At 70.9% G+C, this 16,980-nt stretch carries 14 protein-coding genes and 1 pseudogene; 7 read left to right on the top strand and 8 right to left on the bottom strand.

The genetic code is table 11. The annotated features are described in order from the left end of the window. Window positions 1-190: 190 nt before the first annotated feature. The gene (locus VET29_RS11155; RefSeq protein WP_324918764.1) at window positions 191-547 is read right to left on the bottom strand and encodes a VOC family protein; all 357 of its coding nucleotides are present in this window, start codon (window positions 545-547) and stop codon (window positions 191-193) included. Window positions 548-589: 42 nt separating this feature from the next. After that, a complete protein-coding gene (locus VET29_RS11150; protein ID WP_324918762.1) occupies window positions 590-1,042 on the bottom strand; it encodes a MarR family transcriptional regulator in 453 nt (150 codons plus the stop codon). 50 nt (window positions 1,043-1,092) lie between these two features. On the opposite strand from VET29_RS11150, the gene VET29_RS11145 reads away from it, so the two are divergent. The 3 genes from VET29_RS11145 to VET29_RS11135 all read left to right on the top strand — a co-directional run bounded on the left by VET29_RS11145 (window position 1,093) and on the right by VET29_RS11135 (window position 3,969). Continuing rightward, the gene (locus tag VET29_RS11145; protein ID WP_324918759.1) at window positions 1,093-1,479 is read left to right on the top strand and encodes a DUF5313 family protein; all 387 of its coding nucleotides are present in this window, start codon (window positions 1,093-1,095) and stop codon (window positions 1,477-1,479) included. Between the two features lie 142 nt (window positions 1,480-1,621). Beyond that, window positions 1,622-3,163: an apolipoprotein N-acyltransferase gene (lnt, locus tag VET29_RS11140; RefSeq protein ID WP_324918756.1), complete on the top strand. Its 1,542-nt coding sequence runs from the start codon at window positions 1,622-1,624 to the stop codon at window positions 3,161-3,163. 56 nt (window positions 3,164-3,219) lie between these two features. After that, window positions 3,220-3,969, top strand: a complete 750-nt coding sequence (locus VET29_RS11135) for a polyprenol monophosphomannose synthase (protein ID WP_324918753.1) — start codon at window positions 3,220-3,222, stop codon at window positions 3,967-3,969. 88 nt (window positions 3,970-4,057) lie between these two features. Here the strand turns inward: VET29_RS11135 and VET29_RS11130 are convergent, their stop codons facing one another. Beyond that, window positions 4,058-4,582 carry a helix-turn-helix domain-containing protein gene (locus VET29_RS11130; RefSeq protein WP_324918750.1) on the bottom strand — a complete coding sequence of 175 codons (525 nt, stop codon included), beginning with the start codon at window positions 4,580-4,582 and terminating at the stop codon, window positions 4,058-4,060. Window positions 4,583-4,656: 74 nt separating this feature from the next. Between VET29_RS11130 and VET29_RS11125 the strand changes: the two genes are divergently transcribed. Beyond that, the gene (locus VET29_RS11125) at window positions 4,657-5,853 is read left to right on the top strand and encodes an FAD-dependent monooxygenase (protein ID WP_324918747.1); all 1,197 of its coding nucleotides are present in this window, start codon (window positions 4,657-4,659) and stop codon (window positions 5,851-5,853) included. 115 nt (window positions 5,854-5,968) lie between these two features. Here the strand turns inward: VET29_RS11125 and VET29_RS11120 are convergent, their stop codons facing one another. Next, on the bottom strand, window positions 5,969-6,313 hold the full coding sequence (locus VET29_RS11120) for an RNA polymerase-binding protein RbpA (protein WP_324918744.1): 345 nt from the start codon (window positions 6,311-6,313) through the stop codon (window positions 5,969-5,971). A 247-nt stretch (window positions 6,314-6,560) separates the two neighbouring features. Further along, complete coding sequence (locus tag VET29_RS11115) at window positions 6,561-7,292, bottom strand: thymidine kinase (protein ID WP_324918741.1); 732 nt, start codon at window positions 7,290-7,292, stop codon at window positions 6,561-6,563. Between the two features lie 114 nt (window positions 7,293-7,406). Here VET29_RS11115 and VET29_RS11110 point away from each other — a divergent pair, with 114 nt between their 5' ends. After that, complete coding sequence (locus tag VET29_RS11110; RefSeq protein ID WP_324918738.1) at window positions 7,407-11,075, top strand: S8 family peptidase; 3,669 nt, start codon at window positions 7,407-7,409, stop codon at window positions 11,073-11,075. Here the strand turns inward: VET29_RS11110 and VET29_RS11105 are convergent, their stop codons facing one another. Then, on the bottom strand, window positions 11,076-11,684 hold the full coding sequence (locus VET29_RS11105) for a LysE/ArgO family amino acid transporter (protein WP_324918734.1): 609 nt from the start codon (window positions 11,682-11,684) through the stop codon (window positions 11,076-11,078). It lies immediately after the preceding gene. Between the two features lie 63 nt (window positions 11,685-11,747). On the opposite strand from VET29_RS11105, the gene VET29_RS11100 reads away from it, so the two are divergent. Continuing rightward, window positions 11,748-12,626 (top strand): LysR family transcriptional regulator ArgP, encoded by an 879-nt coding sequence (locus VET29_RS11100; protein ID WP_324918767.1) that lies wholly within the window; start codon window positions 11,748-11,750, stop codon window positions 12,624-12,626. A 210-nt stretch (window positions 12,627-12,836) separates the two neighbouring features. On the opposite strand, the gene VET29_RS11095 is transcribed toward VET29_RS11100, so the two are convergent. Next, the gene (locus tag VET29_RS11095; RefSeq protein ID WP_324918731.1) at window positions 12,837-14,945 is read right to left on the bottom strand and encodes a glycoside hydrolase family 15 protein; all 2,109 of its coding nucleotides are present in this window, start codon (window positions 14,943-14,945) and stop codon (window positions 12,837-12,839) included. Window positions 14,946-15,549: 604 nt separating this feature from the next. Between VET29_RS11095 and VET29_RS11090 the strand changes: the two are divergent. Then, a pseudogene (locus VET29_RS11090) lies at window positions 15,550-15,960 on the top strand (PGPGW domain-containing protein); the annotation flags it as partial. Between the two features lie 172 nt (window positions 15,961-16,132). On the opposite strand, the gene VET29_RS11085 reads toward VET29_RS11090, so the two are convergent. Further along, window positions 16,133-16,918: an alpha/beta hydrolase gene (locus VET29_RS11085; RefSeq protein WP_324918727.1), complete on the bottom strand. Its 786-nt coding sequence runs from the start codon at window positions 16,916-16,918 to the stop codon at window positions 16,133-16,135. Window positions 16,919-16,980: the final 62 nt, after the last annotated feature.

Here is a 16,980-nt window from a genome sequence, read left to right as displayed (position 1 = left end):
CCGCGCCGGAAATCAGGCAACTAATTCGGCGGCCCAGCTTCCTGCTGGCGGCGTTGCCGGTTCGCCCAAGTACGACCCAGTACGAGGGCGAACCGGCGTCTTGCCAGCAGAAACCTGGATCCACCGACTTAATCACCGCATTTCCGGCGCGGGACACTAGCGACCGACACGCTGCTCGCGTCCCGCGTCGCTAGGCCTTGTCGATCACGCAGAACCGGTTGCCCTCGGTGTCGGCCAGGACGGTGAAGTCGGCGTCGGGCGGATAGTCCTGCCAGTCCACGTGGGACGCGCCGAGCGCGAGCAGCCGCTCGATCTCCCTGGCCGGCTCGGCGGTGTAGAGGTCGAGGTGGACGCGTGGCTTCTCCTGGACCGGGGTCTCGCTCAGCATCACGGAGATGTTCTCGCTCGCGCCGTCGGGCGAGGTGAGGACGACGAACGTGCCGTCGGCGACGCCGTCGCGCGGAACGTAGCCGAGCGCGCGTCCCCAGAACTCCACCGCACGCCGTACGTCGGACGCGCCCAGCACCGTCGAACCCAGTCGCAGCATGCCGGCCATTCTTCTCGAACCTCGGTACGACGACTTCGGCGGCTACGAGACTGGGCCCGTCGCGGCCAGCACCCGGGAGAGCGCCGCGTGCAGTGCCGACAGCTCCGACAGCTCCATCCCCAGCTTCTCGACCACCCGGTACGGGATCTTCTCCGCCTCCGTGCGCAGCGCACGCCCCTTGTCCGTCAGTTCGACCGACAACGCCCGTTCGTCGCGCTCGCTGCGGGCCCGCGTGAGGTACCCGAGCGCCTCCAGCCGTTTGAGCATCGGCGAGAGCGTCGCAGGCTCGTGGCGCAGCGTCTCCCCGAGGTCGCGAACCGTCCGCGGCGAGCGATCCCACAGGGCCAGCAGCACGAGGTACTGCGGATGCGTGAGCCCGTGCGGCTCCAGCAGCGGCCGGTAGATCGCGATCACGCTGCGCGAGGCCAGCGACAGCGCGAAGCAGACCTGCCGGTCCAGCGCCAGCGGGTCGGGTCCGAGATCGATCGAGGACATGGCTCACATCACCCCTGACAGTTAGTGTACTAATGATTAGAGTACTAAGTATGAAACGACCGAACCCCGCCCAGTGGCTCTGGTACGCGGTCGGGGGCCGGCTGCCCGCCAGCCTCGCCCCCTGGGTCCTGCACGACGTCACGGCGCGGACGTGGGCGCTGCGCCATGCCGCCCGCGGCTGCGTCATCCTCGCCCCGATCGCGGCCGCCTGCCTGCTGTTCCCGGGCCCGCTGGTCCTACGACTCGCCATGGTGCTGCTGGTGGCCATCGTCGGCGTCTACTTCTCCCTCTCGTACGTGGACGAGAGCTGCGAGCTCCGTGCGGTGAAGCACGGCTACGAGCACGGCGTCGCCCGCGCCACCCGCGAGGCCCGCAACGGCGACAAGGAAGCCGCTGAGCAGGCCCGCTACAACGCCGCCTTCCGCTCGACGCCCTGACGCCGGCGCCGACCCCGACGTTGATCTTGCGAGAGCCGGGGCGCCCGCCCCGGCACGACCGCCGGCTGCAACGCGTAGTACACACGCGACGCCGTACGCTTGTCGGGTGATCGCACCCGCAGTCTCGCCGGAGGAGCCGGCAGTGTCCGACAAATCGGACTTACAGGCACCTGCCTGGCGAAACGTGCTGTTGCGTGTCGTCCTGTCGGCCGGCGCCGGGGTGTTGATCTTCCTCAGTAACCCGCCCCGCACGCTCTGGTGGCTCGCCCCCATCGGCATCGCGGTCCTCGGTGCGGTGATCTACGGCCGCCGCGCCCGCGCGGGCTTCGGCTACACGCTGTGCGCCGGCATCGGCTACTTCGTCCCGCTCCTCGCGTGGACCGGCGAGTTCGTCGGCGTCGTCGCCTGGCTGCCGTTGAGCCTCGCCGAGGCCGCGCTCCTCGGCCTCGCCGGCGCGGGCATCGCGGCCGTGAGCGTCCTGCCGGCCTGGCCGGTCTGGGCGGCCTTCGTCTGGGTGACGGGGGAGTACCTGCGCTCGCTGTTCCCCTTCGGCGGCTTCCCCTGGGGCCGGCTCGCGTTCTCCCAGCCCGACGGCATCTACCTGCCGCTCGCCGCGGTCGCCGGCACCCCGCTGATCGCGCTCGCGGTCGCCATGACCGGGTTCGGCCTGGCCACGCTGGTCCGGCAGCTGCTCGTCGACCGCCAGCCGCGCCGGCTCGTGGCGCCCGTGCTCGCGGTCGCACTGCCGGTCGTCGCCGCCTTCGGCGCGTTGCCGCTGGTCGGCACCGACCCCAACGACGGCCAGGCGACCGTCGCCGTGATCCAGGGCAACGTGCCCCGCGCCGGGCTCGACTTCAACTCGCAGCGCCGGGCGGTACTCGACAACCACGTCGCCCGGACCGAGCAGCTCGCACGCGACATCCGGGCCGGCCGCGCCAAGCAGCCCGACCTCGTGATCTGGCCGGAGAACGCCTCGGACATCGACCCGTATCGCAACTCGGACGCCTGGTCGCGCATCGAGGACGCGGCCCACGCGATCGACGCCCCCATCGCGATCGGCACGGTCCTCGTCGGCGACGACGGCCTGCCACGCAACACGGTGCTGCTGTGGGACCCGCAGCGCGGTCCGGTCGACCAGTACACCAAGCGCAAGCTCCAGCCCTTCGGCGAGACCATGCCGTGGCGCTCGTTCTTCCGGATCTTCACCTCGGCGGTGGACCGTGCCGGCCAGTTCGTCCCCGGCGACAAGCCGGTGGTCTTCAGGATGGGCAACGCCCGCGTCGGCCTCGCGACCTGCTACGAGGTCGCGTTCGACGACGTGGTGCGGGAGTCGGTCGAGGGCTCGAACATCCTGGCCGTGCCGACGAACAACGCCACGTTCGGCTACACCGAGATGACCTACCAGCAGCTCGCGATGGACCGCGTCCGCGCCGTCGAGCACGGCCGGACCGTGGCCGTCGCGGCGACGAGCGGTGTGAGCGCGTTCATCCGCCCGGACGGCTCGGTGACCCAATCCACCGGCCTTTTCACGCCCGCCGCGCTGGTCGAGCGGGTACCCCTGCGGTCGACGACTACGCTGTCGGACCAACTGGGTCCGGTCCCCGAATGGCTGATGGCGGCCGCGGGGCTCGTCGCGATCGGCATCGCGATCATGGTCCGGCGGCGCGGCCGGGCAGGCAACTGACGGTACGAGAAGAGAAGCGACCGGCGCGGCAGGCGTGCCGGCGAGGAGGGTGACGAATGGCGGAGCAGCTCGAGCCGGTGCTCGTGGTTATCCCGACGTACAACGAGCGGGACAACATCGAGCGAATCGTGAGCCGGCTACGCGCCGCGATGCCCGACGTGCACGCTCTGATCGTGGACGACGGCAGCCCGGACGGCACGGGTGAGATCGCGGACCGGCTCGCGGCCGAGTCCGACGGGCACGTGCACGTCATGCACCGCACCGAGAAGAACGGCCTCGGCGCGGCCTACGTCGCCGGCTTCGGCTGGGGCCTGGAACGCGACTACGCGGTGCTGGTCGAGATGGACGCCGACGGCTCCCACGCGCCCGAGGACCTGCCGCGGATGCTGGACGCCCTGAGCGACGCCGACCTGGCCATCGGCTCCCGCTACGTCCCCGGCGGCCGGGTCGTGAACTGGCCCAAGCACCGGTACCTGTTCTCCTGGGGCGCCAACACCTACACCCGTGTCGCCCTGGGCTCCCGCGTCAAGGACATGACGGCGGGCTTCCGCGCCTACCGTCGCGAGGTGCTGCAGAAGCTCCGCCTGGACAACGTCGCGTCCCGCGGTTACTGCTTCCAGATCGACCTGGGCTGGCGCACGATCGAGGCCGGCTTCACGGTCGTCGAGGTCCCGATCACGTTCACCGAGCGCGAGTTCGGCGTCTCCAAGATGGGTGTCGACGTCATCCGTGAGGCCCTCATCCGGGTGACCAAGTGGGGCCTGCGTCGCCGGGGCAACCAGCTCAAGACCCTGTTCACGCGCTGAGCCGCGGGGAGCCGACGCTCCCCGCACCCTTCTCCGCGGCACCCGTCGGGGCGTCGTTCTCGACCTGTCGGTGAGGCCTGGCCCAGGCTTACCCGAGGGTCGCCATCGCCGCGTCCACGGCGGCCGTGCGCAGCTCGTCGGCCGGCGCGTCCTGGAACTCGATCGTGCTGTCCTGGATCCCGCCGAGCGCGACCGTCACGCGGACGGCCTGGTTGAGCGGTGGGTTGGCGCCGCACAGCAGCACGGCGATCCGCGCCCGCCACGCGAACACGATCTCGACCAGGCCGAGCTCCGCGAGCGTGCCGAGCTCGTAGAGCAGGATCAGGATGTCGCCGCGGTGTGCGTAGTGGAAGTCGAAGTACCCCTCGAACACCGCCCGCGCGTCGACCGAAGCTGCCCGCTCCTGCTCCTCCAGGAACCGCTGACCGGCGTCGATCAGCGGCTGCACGATGCTGCGCAGCAGGTCCTCGCGTGACGCGAAGTGGTAGTACAGCGCCGGTTTCGTGATCCCCAGCTTGTCCGCGATCTCCTGCAGGCTGGTCTTCTGCACGCCCTTCCGCGCGAACAGCTCGCGCGCTGCCTCCAGGATCCGTTCCTTCGTGTCCGACGCCATCCCTCAAGACTATCTGACTTACCAGAAGGTAAGTGCGCGTGTTAATCTTACTTACCGATAAGTAAGGAGGGGTCATGAAGGTGCTCATCTCCGGTGCCAGCATCGCGGGTCCGGTGCTCGCTTACTGGCTCAACCGGTACGGCTTCGAGGTCACGGTGGTCGAGCGCGCGCCTGCGCTGCGCAAGACCGGCGGTCACGCCGTCGACCTGTTCCGTCCCGCCATGGACATCTCCGAGCGCATGGACGTCCTACCGCGCATCGAGGCGAAGGCCACCGGCACGACCAGGGTGACCGCCTACCGCAAGGGGAAGCGCGCGCCGCTCACCGTCGACATGACCAAGGTCTTCGGCGCCGTGTCCGACCGGCACGTCGAGATCATGCGCGACGACCTCAGCGAGATCTACTACGACGCGACGAAGGGCGTCGAGTACCTGTTCGGCGACTCGATCACGCGGATCGACGACGATCTCGTCGAGTTCGAGCACCACCCGCCGCGGCGGTTCGACCTCGTGGTCGGCGCCGACGGGCTGCACTCGGGCGTCCGGCAGCTCGTCTTCGGCGCGCAGCCGGAGCACTTCATCGGCGGGTACCTGGCCGTGCTGACCGCACCCAAGGGCGTGCTCGACGGGGAGTTCGTCCTGCACATGACGCCCGGGCGCATGGTCGGCCGGTACGGCGCGCGGTCACTGTCCGACGAGCGGATCCTCTTCCTGTTCCGCAGCGAGCATCGACTCGACGTCGACCACCGGGACACCGACCGGCACAAGGAGATCGTGCGGTCGGCCTTCACCGGCATGCACCCGCAGGTCGACGGCTGGCTCACCGAGCTCGACCGCACCCCGGCGTTCTACTTCGACGAGATCACCCAGTTGCGCATGGACACCTGGTCCCGCGGCCGGGTGACGCTCGTCGGCGACGCCGGCTTCTGCCCCGGCCCGGCGGTGGGCGGCAGCACGAGCCTGGCCGTGCTCGGCGCGTACGTCCTGGCCGGTGAGCTGGCCGAGGCGGGTGGCGACCACACGACGGCGTTCCCGGCCTACGAGCGGGAGATGATCGACATCGTGCGGCAGAGCCGGGCGTTCGCGCTGGGCGCGGCGAAGACGCTGGTCCCGGCCACGAGGCTCGGGGTGTGGGGGCTGACGCAGGGCGCGCGGCTGGTGTCGGCGCTGCCCGCCGGTGTCAGCAGGGCGCTGGCCAAGCTGAACGACAAGGGTGTCCGCATGCACGACTCGATGCCCGTCAAGGACTACCCGGTGGCCCTGATCAGCTGAAACAGCCGGATGCCACGTCGGCGAGCCGACGTGGCATCCGGTATGTCATCCGCGGGGGGCGGGTCCTGTGGCGGGCGAGCGCTCGCCACGAGCAGACCCCGCCCGCGAGCGAGGCTCATGCTGAGCGGCTGCGGCGCACCTTCAGTTCCTGCAGTCGCTCGGTCAGCAGGTCCTCCAGCTCCGGAATGGTCCGGCGCTCGAGGAGCATGTCCCAGTGAGTACGCGGGGGCTTGACCTTCTTGGTCTCGGGCTCGGTCCCGTCGATGAGCTTCGATGGGGTACCGTGCAACCGGCATTCCCACATCGCCGGCACCTCGGCGTCGTCGGAGAAGGGGACCTCGAACTCGTGGTCCTTCGGGCATGCGTAGCGGATCGTCCGCCGTGGGGCGAGGTCGTGGTTACGATCTGTCTCGTAGCTGACCGCGCCAAGTCGGCTTCCACGGAGTACACGGTCGGCCATGGCGACGTCCTTTCGTTCGGCTCACAGCACTCAGGCTGAAGCCAGGGTGGTGCTCACCTTGTGCAACGTCAGAGCGTGCCAAAACGTTCCCACCTACCACACTCCGTCGCGCACGGTGACCCGCGGCAACCCCTGCATCTATAGCTTCCACCGTAGAGATGCTGCTTAAACCCGTTCGTGACGCGAGACTCTCCGGATTGCTATCTGACGTCGCCCACTTGGGTTAGGGCGTTCCCCAGGATGGCCGTCAGGCGAAGCTGAGCTGGCCGCGCCCCGCGACCGCCGGCCCCAGATCGCCGACGCGGAAGTGTCGCCGACACAGCACTTGATAACGCACAGTAGCCGGCGAGGTGGGATCGGGTGTTTCACGTTCCGTATCCGCCACGAGCACTGTGTCGCCGGCCCGGATGACCACACCGTCGGACACCCGTGCGTTGAACCGCGCCGGCAGCCCGCACCAGCACAGCACGTCCACCTGCACCGGCTCCAGCTCGTCGGCGAGCTCGAACAGCCGGGCCGACCCGGGGAACATCCGGCTGCGGAAGTCGGTCGCGATGCCGAAGCAGTACACGTCCACCTGCACGTCGTCGGCGAGCTCGGCGAGCTGGTCGACCTGGTCGGGGGTGAGGAACTGCGCCTCGTCGACGATCAGGTAGTCGACCCGCACCCCCTCGGCCCACCGGGCCCGGACCAGGTTGCGCAGGTCCACGTCGCCCTGCACCTCCAACGCCTGCCGGGTGATCCCGATCCGGCTGCTGATCTGCGGTTTTCCGGACCGGTCATGGTGGACGAGCAGCAGTCCCCGACGCCCCTGCCGCGCCTGGTTGTGGTCGACCTGCAGGGCGAGCGTGGACTTCCCGCAGTCCATCGGCCCGTAGTAGAAGCGCAGGTGCCCCACCACGGGTGTGGCCCGCCGCGAGCCGGCCGCTGGCACGGCGGAGAGCGCGTCGGTCGGGTCGGTCAGCAGATGATCGGGCATGGGTTCCACGGCAGCTGACCCTATAGCGCCGGGGTTCACCGGCCTCGGCGAACGCGCCCGGCGGCTTCGGGAAACAACGGACAGGAGGGATTTGTCCAACTGAAGGGCGGTCATGTGAGAACCAGACGACTCGTCGGCCCGGTGGTCATCACCGCGGTCGTGGGGAGCGTGCTGTCGGCGCCGGCGACCCAGGCGGCGCCGCCGGCATCATCTGCCGAGCACGGCACCGTCTACTCGGTCACGCTGGTCACCGGCGACCGGGTCACCGTGGCACACACCAGCAGGACCTGGGAGATCCGTGGCGTCGAGCCGGCACGCCGGCTCGGTCACAGCGGGGACTTCCTGCAGTACGCCGGCCCGTCCGGCGTCACCGTCATCCCGCGCGACGCCGTGCCGCTGTTGCGTGACGGCCGGCTCGACGACGCGCTGTTCGACGTCGAGGGCCTGATCCGTCAAGGCTACGACGACGCGCACACGAAGAACGTCCCGCTGCTCGTCCAGTCCACCGACCGCCGCGCGGTCACCGCGCTCGGCGCCGTCACCCGCGACCTGCCCGGGGCCCGGCTCACGGCGGTGAACGTGCCCAAGCCGGCCGAGCCCGCCGCGACCGACGTGCTCGACACCGCCCGGTCCGGCACGAAGATCTGGCTCAACGGCAAGGCGTTCCCGACCCTCGACCAGAGCGTCCCGCAGATCGGCGCCCCGGACGCGTGGGCGGCGGGGCAGACCGGTGCCGGCGCGACCATCGCCATCCTCGACAGTGGCTACGACCCCGACCACCCCGACCTCGCCGGCGTGGTCACCGGCGAGCACGACTTCATCGGCACGCCGAGCGGGATCCGTGACGAGGTCGGTCACGGCACGCACGTCGCGTCCATCGCGGCGGGCCGGGGCACCGCGTCCGGCGGGAGGTTCACCGGCGTCGCGAAGGGCGCGCACCTCGTGATCGGCAAGGTGTGTGACGTCGGCGGCTGCCCGTACGACGCGATCCTCGCCGGCATGCAGTGGGCCGCCGAGAGTGGCGTCCGCGTGGTCAACATGAGCCTCGGCGGCGGTCCCGGCGACGGCACCGACCCGATCGAGACCGAGCTGAACCGGCTGTCGGCACGGTACGGCACGCTGTTCGTGGTCGCGGCCGGCAACGACGGGGAGTTCGACTCCCCGGTCAGCACCCCGGCTTCCGCGGACGCCGCGCTCGCCGTGGCGAGCGTGTCCAAGCAGGACGTGCTCAGCCCGTTCTCCTCACGCGGCCCCCGGTACGGCGACTCCGCGTTGAAGCCGGACATCGCCGCACCCGGTGAGTCGATCGTCGCCGCCCGTGCCGCGGGCACGCTGCCCGAGTACGCCGTCGACGACCACTACGCCCGGCTGGACGGCACCTCCATGGCCACCCCGCACGTCGCGGGCGCGGCCGCCATCCTCGCCGCGCAGCACCCGGACTGGTCCGGGGAGCAGCTCAAGTCCGCGCTCATGAGCACCGCGCACCCGATCGACGCGGGCGTGTACGAGGCGGGCGCCGGCCGGGTCGACGTCGCACGCGCGGTCCGCCAGCCGGTCACCGCGAACCCGGCGAGCCTGAGCCTCGGCTACGTGCGCTGGCCGCACGACGGCCCGGCGCCGGAGCCGGAGACCGTCACCTACCGCAACACCGGCGCCGCCGGCGTGATGCTCGACCTCGCCCTCACCGCGTGGAACGAGGACGGCCAGCCGGCACCGGAGGGCATGTTCCGCGCCGACCGGTCGTCGGTGACCGTTCCCGCGGGCGGTACGGCGACCGTGACCGTCACGTTCGATCCCGCGGCCGGCCCGGTCGGCACGTACGGGGGCCGGCTCGTCGCCACCGCCGGCGACACGGTGGTCCAGACCACGATCGGCGGCTACAAGGAGCCGGAGCGCCACGAGCTCACACCGAAGATCACCGACCGGGACGGCCGGGAGCTGCCGGCCGGCGACACGGCGGGGGTGGCGATGGTGCAGAGCCTTGACGATCCCGGTGTCGGGGAGTTCCCGGTGTTCTCGGGCCAGCCGGTGCGGCTGCCGCCCGGCCGCTACGCCGTGCTGAGCATCGTGAACACGCCCGTCGCGGGGCAGTTCCCGTCGACCACGCTGGTGCCGGTGCCGGAGGTCACCCTGGACCGCGACCTGACCCTGTCGCTGGATGCCAGGAAGGGCAACAAGGTCGGGTTGCACGTCGACAAGCCGGACGCGGCGGTCGAGTCCGGCATCAGCGGCATGCTGGTCCGCACGGGCGTCGCGCGGAGTGGTTTCGTCGCCGGCTGGTCCGACGACCTCTACGCCGTGCCGACCACCGGGTCCGGTGACGGGTTCCTGTACTACAACCGTCTGCAGGCCGAGCGGCCGCTGGTGCGGTTGGCGGTCGGCGGGGCGGAGCCGTTCGACGTGCCGGTCAGGTGGGTGCCCTCCTCGCCGGAGTTCCACGAGAACAGGTCCTACACCGCGGTCGACGTCGGCCGTGCCCGTCCCGAGGAGCTCGCGGCGCACGACCTGACCGGCAAGCTCGCGGTGTTCACGCTCACGGCCGCCGAGGCGGAGGAGTTCGACGCTCGGGTGGCGGCGATCGCGCGGGCCGGCGCGGCCGTCGCGCTGTTCCGGTTCTCCGAGTCGATGAGCGTGTTCGCCGACACACCGCCGATCCCGGCCGTGTACACGATGGGCGGCGAGGGCGCGCGGCTGGCGGCGCTCGGCACCGCGCCGGTGACGCTGTCGGGGATCGCGTTCAGCCCCTACCGCTACGAGCTGGTCTTCGCGCACCCGGGCGCGGTGCCCGCCACCGTGGACTACCGGGTCCGGGACCGGCGGCTCGCGACCGTGCACGCGAGGTACCACGCGATGGTGCCCGGCGGGATCGGCTACCTGGACTACGGCACGGACGCCTACGGGTTCGATCTCGGCGGCAACCTGTGGTCGGCGACGCTGCCGCTGCCGGCCGAGCGCACCGAGTACTACACGCCCGACCCGGTGACGTGGGACCTGTCGGTGCGTGGCGCGGCGAAGGTCGGGGAGGGACCCGAGTGGCACGTCCAGGGGCCGACGGTCACCTACCGGGCCGGCTCGCGGCAGACCGTGGACTGGGGCTCGGCGGTGTTCGGGCCGAGCCTCGCGGTGGACGACCGGAAGTACACCGGGCGGCCGTACCTGGTGGCCCGCGAGGGCGACACGGTTCGCGCGACGCTGCCGCTGCTGTCCGACGCCGGCCGGCACTCCGGGTACCCGGCGCCGGAGGACTACGGCTTCGCCGACAAGGGTGACACGTCGCTGTACGCGGGTGACGTTCTCGTGGGCAGCAGTGGGGTTCCCGGCGCCGGTGTGTTCACGGTGCCGGCGGGTGACGCGACGTACCGGCTCGTGTCGTCGGTGACGCGGAGCCACCCGGCGTGGCCGGTGTCCACACAGGTCGACGCTGAGTGGACGTTCCGCTCGGGGCACACCGCCGCGGCGACGCCGCTGCCGTTGCTGACCGTCGGTTTCGCGCCGCCGGTGGACGCGCTCAACCACGCGCCGGCCGGCCGGCGGATCGCCATCCCGGTGACCGTCGACCGGCAGACCGGCGCCACCGGTGGGCGGGCCACCGCGGACTCCGTGGAGTACTCCGTCGACGACGGCGCCACCTGGGTGAAGGTCAAGCCCCGCAAGAAGGACGGGCACTGGGAGGTGACGGTGCCCAACCCGGCCGGCGGGTTCGTGTCACTGCGGGCGAGCGCGTCCGACCACCACGGGAACACGGTGAGGCAGACGGTCCTGCGGGCCTATCGGGTGAGGTAGTCAGCCGGCGCCCGCCACGAGGGTCACCCCGATGGTGACCATCGTGGCGGCGACCAGCCCGTCCAGCACCCGCCACGACGACGGGCGGGCGAACACGCCGGTGAGGAGGCGGGCGCCGAACCCGAGAGCCGTGAACCAGCACAGGCTCGCGAGCGCGGCGCCCGCCCCGAACGCCCACCGCAGGTCACCGCGGTGGGCGGCCACCGTGCCGAGCAGCAGGACCGTGTCCAGGTAGACGTGCGGGTTGAGCCAGGTCAGCGCGAGACAGGTGAGCACCACCCGGTTGGCGGCCGGCGCGTTGTCGAGGTGCATCGCCGAGGGCCGCAGGGCGCGGCGCGCGGCCAGAAACCCGTAGCACAGCAGGAAGGCGCCGCCCGCGAACCCGACGACCGTCAGCACCGCCGGGAAGGCGAGCACCAGGGCGCCGACCCCGCCGACGCCGAGCGCGATCAACACCGCGTCCGACGCGGCGCAGATGACGACGACGGCCAGCACGGCGTTGCGACGGATCCCTTGCCGCAGCACGAACGCGTTCTGCGCGCCGATGGCCATGATCAGCGAGAGGCCGGTGCCGAACCCGGCGACCGCCGCGAGCAGGAGATCCCTCATGTGGCCGAGGCTAGGTTCGCGACCCTCATCAGTACAGCTAAAGATTTTAACGTAACATTAGTGATTGTGATGGAGTTGCCGCTGGACCAGGTCCGCACGCTGCTCACGGTGGTCGACGAGGGCACGTTCGACGCCGCGGCGGCCGTGCTGCACGTGACCCCGTCGGCGGTGAGCCAGCGGGTGAAGGCGCTGGAGCAGCGCACGGGCAGCGTGCTGGTCACGCGCACGAAGCCGGTGGGCCTGACCGAGTCCGGCCAGGTCGTGGTCCGGTTCGCGCGGCGGCTGGCGGCGTTGGAACAGGACGCGCGAGCGGAGCTGAGCGGCGCGGGTGAGCCGGTGCGGGTGCCGATCGCGGTCAACGCCGACTCGCTGGCGACGTGGTTCCTGGCGGCGCTGGCGCGGGTGCCGGACGTGTGTTTCGAACTGCACCGCGAGGACCAGGACCACACGACGACGCTGTTGCGCGAGGGCACGGTGATGGCGGCGGTGACATCGTCGGCGACGGCGGTGCAGGGTTGTTCGGTCCGCCCGCTCGGGCACCTGCGGTACCTGCCGCTGGCGAGCCCCGCGTTCGCGTCCCGTTGGCTGACCGGCTCGCTGCTGGAGGACCTGGCCAGGGCCCCGGTCGTGATGTTCGACCGCCGCGACGACCTGCAGGACAGGTTCATCCGCTCACTGGGCGGAGAACGGGCGAGCGAGCTGCGGCACTACGTCCCGGCGTCGGACGTGTTCGTGGCGGCGGTCGCGGAAGGGCTCGGGTGGGGCATGGTGCCGGCGGAGCAGGCCGCGCAGCGGTTGCGGTCCGGTGCGCTGACGGCGCTGGCTCCGCCACGGGTCGTGGAGGTGCCGTTGTACTGGCAGCAGTGGAAACTCGACCTCCCGGCCCTGTCCGCGGTGGCGACCGCCGTCGCCGGCGCGGCGGCCACGTCGTTGCACGGCTGACGATCGCCGTCAGGCCGTTCCGGCGTAGCGGCAGGCCATCACTGTTGTTCGACCGGGTGGCCCGCCGCCAGCGACCAGTCAGGTCGTTGCATAGCTGACGATCGCCGTCAGCACGTTGCGGCGTAGCCCGCAGGCCACGACCGAGGGTTGTTTGACCGGGTGGCCGGCCGCTGGTGACCAGTCAGGTCGTTGCATAGCTGACGTTCGCTGTCAGCACGTTCGGGCGTAGCGGCAGGCGACCACAGAGGGTTGCTCGACCGGGTGGCCCGCCGCCAATGACCAGGCCAGGCGGACGTACTGCGCGTGCGTCCATGCCAGCGGGGTCGCCGACGTCGTGCCGGTGCCGGGGCGGACGCCCGGTGGCACCTCGTTGTCCCACACCTGTTCGGGCAGCATGAGGCCGCTGTTCGCCGTCGCCGCGATGGTCCGCAGGCGGCCCCTCGCCGCCGTCGGGTCGCCGGCCAGCAGCTCGTACTCGCCGCGCTCGCCCGCGAAGATCGGCCACAGCCGGCCGTACGTGCGGGTCGGCGACGGCCAGATCACGTTCCACGCGCCGCCGTCCGCCTGCTCGCCGTAGCCGTCGCTCGTGAAGCGGTGCCACAGTTGGCCGACCGGCGTGCGCTCGCCCAGCGCGGCGTCCACCACTTTCAGCGTGTTGCGGATGACCGGGTCGTGGGCCGGGCGGACACCCAGCCGCACGAGCTCCAGGAAGCTCGGGTCGACCACCGACCGCTGGTCCACCTCGCCGATGTTGTTGTCGCCCAGGTTGTACGCCGTGCCGGCGTTCGGGTTGCCGTCCTTGGTCAGGCGCAGGTAGTACGGGTCGGCCGAGAGGGGACCGTTGCGGGTGACCGTCCAACTCTCCACCGCGGCCGCCCAGCGGTCCGCGACCGCCAGGTAGCGGTCCGCGTCCGCGGTGTCGCCGGCCTTCGCCAGCAGGTCGGCGAGGCATACCAGCCCGGCGATCTCCGCCGCGATCGTCGCGGGGGAGTAGCCGCTCTGGTTCTCCCACCGTTCCTGCCCGGTGAACGGCGCGTCGGGGTAGGACACCATGAACTCGGCGGCACGGCGCAGACTGTCCAATGTGGACGCATCGGTCCGGTTCAGCTGCCACGCCAGCAACATCGGCGCCGCGGTCTCGTCCAGCTGCACGCTCGTCCAGTACGGCTCGCCGGTCACCCGCGTGTTCTGCGCCAGATGCCCGTCCGGCTGCTGCTGCACCGACAGCATGTAGTCCAGCGCCCGGTTCGCGCCCGCGGAGTCGCCGGCCGCCAGCAGGGCCGTCGCGATCTGGTACAGGTCCCGCGGCCACACGAGCGCGTACGAGCCGAACTCCGGCGCGATCTGCCGGTCGAACCCGAACGCCCACGGAAAACTCGGCGACGCGATGTACGCGCCACGATGCCGTTTGTCCTCCGACGCCGCCAGCACCAGCAGCGAGCTCCGGTACACCGCCCGCTCGTGCGCCGTGCCCACCGAGGACGGCGGCCTGTGGAGGCCGGAGACGTACTCCTGCCAGCCCTTCGCGTACAGCTTGGCCGCGTTCGCGAAGCCGCCCTTCAGCGATGCGCGGGCGGTCCGCACCGCCTCCGCCCGGGACGTGCCGAAGCCGAGCGCGAGCGTGTCGTTCCGGTGCCGCACGCCGTCCAGGCGCAGCTCGCCGGTCTGGACCACGTTGCCCGGGCCCGCCGTCGGGTAGCGCCAGTCCATCCGGTGGTCGGCGAGGTCGGTCCGGCCGTCACTCGTGCCGAGGTAACCGGTCGACGTGGCACCGAAGCCACGGCCGGCGACCAGTGCGGAGGCCGCGGCACTGTCCGAGGAGACCAACGCGTCGCCGCTCACGCCCGTGTCGTCGTTGCCTTCGCGGGACAACGCCGGGTCGTACACCACGAACATCCGCAGCGGTCTGCGCGCCGTGAACTCCACGTCCACCAGCATCGTCGCCCGCGCCGGGTCGGTGACGTACGTCGTCACGGCGGTCCAGCCCGTGCCGCGCGCGGTCTGCCGGAACTTCAGGTCGCCTACCTGCTCGGCCCGGCCCTTCACCTCCTCGGTGAACGACCTGCCGTCGGTGACCACCAGCGCCAGCTCACGCGTCGCCGGCGTGCTGAGATCGGGATAGAACACCTCGGTCAGCCGGCCCCCGCCGAGCGTGAACCACACCGGGCTCTCCGCACCGCTGTGCGCGGTGCCGAAGCCCTGCTTGTCGGCCGGCTGGTACACCGCCGGATCACCGGGCCCACCCGGCGCCTCGTCCGCCGGCGCCGCACCAGTCGTCACCACCACCGCCAGGATCGACAACAGCACTGTTGATCGCACGTATCCACCGTGCCCCATCCCCCGGCCCGCCGCATGATCAACACCAGACCTTCCTCCGACACCCGAACGACTTGCTTCGACGACCAGCACATTTCCTGCGTCGCCCGAACGCCTTGTTCCGGCTTCCGAGCGGCTTGTTTCGACAGTCGGCAAGCGTGCTCCGAGGACCAGTGCATGTCCCGCGCTGGCCGGAGGCCTTTGTTCCGGCTTTCGGCCGGATTGCTTCGACGACCAACAGGCTCGTTTGGGCGCAGCAGGACCGACCCTTTCGATAGCTGGATGGCTTGCTTTGAGGGTCGGCAGGCTCCTCGGCCAGTTCGGGTCCCAGAACAACGCGGCCACCAGCGGCGTGCACGGAGGCGTCGATCCACTCGCGGCTAGATTCGATGGCTGGATGGCTTGGTTCGGTGGGCGGCGGCCTTGCTTCGATGCCTGGAGCGCTTGCTTCGGCAACTGGGCTGGTGAGTGCGAGAGCTGGAGGCCCTGTTGTGATGGTCGGCGGCGTTGATCCGGTGAGCGGAGGGATGCCGCCGATCCTCGTCGAGGTTCCGAGAGGTTCCGAATCGAGCGGAAACCGCGCGGTTCGGGCAGGATGAACTACACCATGGCAGCAGGCAAGCAGGTCAAACGGGTCACCGTCGCGATCCTCGGGGGCGTTGTCCTCCTGATCGGGGTCGCGCTCCTCGTCCTGCCCGGGCCTGGGCTCCTCCTGGTCCTCGCCGGCCTCCTGATCCTCGCCAGCGAGTTCCCCGCCCTCGAACGCCACATCGACCCCGTGCGTGACCGTGCCATGAAGGCCGCCGAGGACAGCGTCGCCTCGCCTCTGCGTATCGCCGGGTCCGTGCTCTGCGGCCTCGCCCTCTTCGCGGCGGGGATCATCTGGGGTCTGCGTGTCTTCCCCTGGCTGCCGCTGCCGGGCTGGAGCACCGGCTCCAGCATCATCCTGTCCGGGGTCGTGCTGTTCGCCCTGCTGGGGTGGAGCTACAAACGCGTCAACGACAAAGGCGCCAGCGACAAAAGTGTCAACGCGAAGGGCACCGACGAGACGGGCGCAGGCGAGACGAGCCCCAGCGAGAAGAGCACCAGCGGCGAAAGCGTCGGTAAGACGAGCGTCAGCGGCGAAAGCACCAGCGAGAACGGCACCAGCGACGAAGGCGTCGACGACGAAAGCGCCGGCGAGACGAGCGTCAGCGAACGACGGCGTCCGTAATGTGCTTCCCGAGCAGGTCCGGCGCGTGGACGTGCGCCAGGTGGCCCTGGCCGGCGATCCGCACCGTCCTGGCCTGCGGTAGCGCCCCGGCGAACAGCGCGAACGGCTTGCCGTAGGGGAAACCACCCTCCGACCGCTCACCGACCAGCAGCGTCACCGGCACGTCCACGCTCGGGTAACGCCCCAGGGCCGGACTGTGCTGGTTCACCGCCGCCAACTCCTCCGCCAGCGGCTCGGCCAGCCGCACCAGCGACGACCAGGCCGGCGACCGTCGCAACTCCGTCACGTCGTCCGCCGACAACCCCGAGATGTCCCGGTTCGCGATCTCCACCGCGCGGTCGAAGTCGCCCCGCGCGCCGGCCTCCCGCAGGTGCGCGACGTACTCGGCGGCGAACGGCGTAGCCACCGGCTCGTACAGGGTCAGCGACCGCAGGTCGTACCGCTCGGTCGCGGTCTCCACCGCGATCAGGCCGCCGTAGCTCCAGCCGAACAGGTGCACGTCCTCCCGCAGCTCGTCCAGGACCAGGTTCAGGTCGTCGATCTCGGTGCGCACCGAGTAGGACCGCCCCAGCGGACCGCTCGGTGCCCGGCCGCGCCGGTTGACCACGATCACGGGGTTCGGCAGGTGGATGCTGTCCACCACCGGCCGCCACGACTCCGCATCGGCCATCACCCCGGGCACCAACACCAGCGGCGATCCGGCCCCGTCCCGCATGAGTGCGGTGAGCGTGGTGCCGGCGCGCTCGAACCGTAAGGACCGCATGTCCGTCAGTCTTTCACTTCCGTCGTCGGGCATTTCTTTCGCGTTATAGCTGGAACGACCCC

The organism is Actinophytocola sp. (assembly GCF_035634895.1).
Classification (GTDB): domain Bacteria; phylum Actinomycetota; class Actinomycetes; order Mycobacteriales; family Pseudonocardiaceae; genus Actinophytocola.
The sequence above is the reverse complement of the archived record's forward strand: the minus strand, read 5'-3'. Positions and strand labels throughout refer to the sequence as shown.

Excerpts from the sequence above, each read along its gene's own strand:
- VET29_RS11155 (WP_324918764.1), bottom strand. The coding sequence starts at position 547 with ATGCTGCGACTGGGTTCGACGGTGCTGGGCGCGTCCGACGTACGGCGT.
- VET29_RS11150 (WP_324918762.1), bottom strand. The coding sequence starts at position 1,042 with ATGTCCTCGATCGATCTCGGACCCGACCCGCTGGCGCTGGACCGGCAG.
- VET29_RS11145 (WP_324918759.1), top strand. The coding sequence starts at position 1,093 with ATGAAACGACCGAACCCCGCCCAGTGGCTCTGGTACGCGGTCGGGGGC.
- VET29_RS11135 (WP_324918753.1), top strand. The coding sequence starts at position 3,220 with ATGGCGGAGCAGCTCGAGCCGGTGCTCGTGGTTATCCCGACGTACAAC.
- VET29_RS11130 (WP_324918750.1), bottom strand. The coding sequence starts at position 4,582 with ATGGCGTCGGACACGAAGGAACGGATCCTGGAGGCAGCGCGCGAGCTG.
- VET29_RS11125 (WP_324918747.1), top strand. The coding sequence starts at position 4,657 with ATGAAGGTGCTCATCTCCGGTGCCAGCATCGCGGGTCCGGTGCTCGCT.
- VET29_RS11120 (WP_324918744.1), bottom strand. The coding sequence starts at position 6,313 with ATGGCCGACCGTGTACTCCGTGGAAGCCGACTTGGCGCGGTCAGCTAC.
- VET29_RS11115 (WP_324918741.1), bottom strand. The coding sequence starts at position 7,292 with ATGCCCGATCATCTGCTGACCGACCCGACCGACGCGCTCTCCGCCGTG.
- VET29_RS11105 (WP_324918734.1), bottom strand. The coding sequence starts at position 11,684 with ATGAGGGATCTCCTGCTCGCGGCGGTCGCCGGGTTCGGCACCGGCCTC.
- VET29_RS11085 (WP_324918727.1), bottom strand. The coding sequence starts at position 16,918 with ATGCGGTCCTTACGGTTCGAGCGCGCCGGCACCACGCTCACCGCACTC.